Source organism: Halalkalibacter kiskunsagensis, assembly GCF_037027555.1.
In the GTDB taxonomy this organism is placed as follows: Bacteria; Bacillota; Bacilli; order Bacillales; family Bacillaceae_D; genus Halalkalibacter; species Halalkalibacter kiskunsagensis.
The window spans coordinates 1-1,922 of sequence record NZ_JAXBLX010000097.1; the positions used below are offsets into that span (position 1 = coordinate 1).

Annotated in this window: 2 protein-coding genes; both read left to right on the forward strand. The window is 43.0% G+C overall.

The genetic code is table 11. From position 1 onward, the window contains the following. The first annotated feature begins 262 nt into the window (after positions 1 to 262). Positions 263 to 1,375 (forward strand): hypothetical protein, encoded by a 1,113-nt coding sequence (locus tag SLH51_RS24365; RefSeq protein WP_335964182.1) that lies wholly within the window; start codon positions 263 to 265, stop codon positions 1,373 to 1,375. Positions 1,376 to 1,401: 26 nt separating this feature from the next. Further along, a complete protein-coding gene (locus tag SLH51_RS24370; protein ID WP_335964183.1) occupies positions 1,402 to 1,683 on the forward strand; it encodes a hypothetical protein in 282 nt (93 codons plus the stop codon). Positions 1,684 to 1,922 lie beyond the last annotated feature (239 nt).

Below are 1,922 nucleotides of genomic sequence, written 5' to 3' on the forward strand. Positions count from 1 at the left end.
ACTACAACAATGGATTGCAGGCTTACCTAACTACATCAAGGTCTACCTGCCTATTTCAGTGTGCGAAAGTTGAGTAACTAATTAATGAAGATGTACAGTTCAATACCGTTTTTCCCTTTAAAAGAGTGCCAGTTACGGCACTCTTCATTTGTTTTCTCTGAATCTTTTCCTTATTTAAATGAGCAGGTTCCCTACACCAATGCCTAATCTCCAACATACATTATTGTAATTCTCGGTAACTAACCGACAGGGGGAGATGAAGATGGATTTAACTGCACCTCATTGGATTTATTTAATTGGAACACTGATTATTATCCTTACCATGTTAGTTAGACAAAATGTCGTTGTGCCAGCAGTCTTAATGACCTTTTTTATTGGATGGGTATATACAGGTTCGTTCTTTAGCGGTTTACAAACCATTTTCCAGGCTAGTTTAACTGCTGCAGGTGAACTCTTTAATATCTTTCTTATTATTGCAATTATGACTGCATTGCTACATTCGTTAAAAGCAATTGGAGCAGATGAACAAATGATCACCCCCTTTCAGCGTGTGATGAAAAATGGACATATTTCATTTTGGGTTATTGTCGGTGCTACCTATGCAATTTCTTTATTCTTCTGGCCAACTCCAGCCGTTCCACTTATAGGAGCTCTTCTCATCCCAGTTGCCATTCGTGCGGGACTTCCACCAGTCGCTGCCGCAATCGCGATTTCTTTAGCCGGGCAAGGAATGGCCTTATCCGCCGATTATATGATTCAAATTGCCCCAATGTTAAACGCAACGTCAGCTGGTGTTGCAGTTGAACCTGTAGCAAATCGTGCATTTGTCTTATCTATTATTACAGGAGTGGTTGCCTTAACATATGCATATTTCTCTATACGAAAATCAATCCAAAAACCGTCAAAAAAACACCTGATTGAGTGGGAGAAGCATGGCTCTATTGAGACAGATGAAACTTCCGTTACAACAAAGCAATCAAAAAAGCAGCGAGTTTTCTTTGCATTATTCGTCCCAATTTCCTTCTTAATCATTGTCGTTTATATGGTGCTCTCCATGTTCACAGATGCCATTCCTAGCATGGAAGGCGGTGCTGGCGCTGCCTTAATCGGTGGGACTGCCGTTATCTTATTAGTCACGGCATCAAGCTTTTACAATCTACGAAACTCATTAACAAATGTAAGCGACTTTCTTGTAAAAGGTTTTGTTTTTGCTTTCAAGGCTATGGGTCCCGTTATTCCAATAGCTGGTTTTTTCTTTATCGGAAGTGGTGAGTTTTCAGCTAAAATACTCGGAGTTTCAGCAGAGACACCCCCATCTTTCTTATTTGATCTCGTCCAAGCTGGACAACAAATCAACCTGAGAGTAGCTTTTTAGCAGCATTTGGTATTCTTATAATTGGAATGATTACAGGGTTAGACGGTTCAGGATTCTCAGGATTACCATTAGTCGGCTCCTTATCAGGTGCGCTCGGTCAAACGGTGGGAATTGATGTTGCGACACTTGCTGCAATCGGACAGATGGGATCCATTTGGGTAGGTGGTGGTACGCTTATCGCTTGGTCCTCATTAGTCGCAGTTGCTGGATTTGCGAAAGTTCCTGTCATGGAACTAGTACGAAAATCATTTATCCCCGTCATACTAGGACTAATCGTATCTACACTTGCAGCGATGTTTCTGTTTTAAGAAAAAGCCCCCAAAGGGTGACCTTCCCTTTGGGGGCTTTTTCGAAGCAATGTGCGGAGCCGATGCCGGCTTTTTAGTGAAGTAAGGGGCGGCCTTCCCCTTACGAACGTGCATCGTGTGGAGCCATTGCCACTTCCATCCTCTTTTACGGGCGACCTTCCCTTTGGGGACTTTCTCGGAGCAATGAGCAGAGCCGATCCGGGCTTCTTAGTGAAGCTTTGGGCGGCCTTCCCCTTACG

What these genes read in the sequence shown, in the direction of transcription:
- SLH51_RS24365 (WP_335964182.1), top strand. Translation starts at nt 263, where the DNA reads ATGGATTTAACTGCACCTCATTGGATTTATTTAATTGGAACACTGATT.
- SLH51_RS24370 (WP_335964183.1), top strand. Translation starts at nt 1,402, where the DNA reads ATGATTACAGGGTTAGACGGTTCAGGATTCTCAGGATTACCATTAGTC.